We start from the raw sequence: 271 nt of genomic DNA on the forward strand, positions 1-271 counted from the left end.
TGGCGGAACTGGGTGATGACGCCGGGGATAATGCGTGGTTTAACCGGCTCCCACGGCTTACCGTCGGGGTACATCAGGAGCAGGGCGGAATAGTTGATGATGTGCTGAGCGGGAATGTCTTTCACCGCACTGGTGAACGCAATTTCATAGCGCAGGATATCGCTGATGGCCTCGCTGCCGCTGAACCTGAGCACCGAAATATCAACGCCGGGCTGCCGGGATTCCAGCCGTTTAAGTCTTAACTGGTAATGGTTGTGGACCGGTAATTTAC

The 271-nt window shown here is 55.4% G+C and carries 1 pseudogene; it reads right to left on the minus strand.

From position 1 onward, the window contains the following. Positions 1 to 271 (minus strand): annotated as a pseudogene (locus ACOZIO_RS25100) (type VI secretion system tip protein VgrG); the annotation flags it as partial.

This window comes from Rahnella sp. PD4, assembly GCF_049199325.1.
GTDB classification, from domain to species: domain Bacteria; phylum Pseudomonadota; class Gammaproteobacteria; order Enterobacterales; family Enterobacteriaceae; genus Rahnella; species Rahnella perminowiae.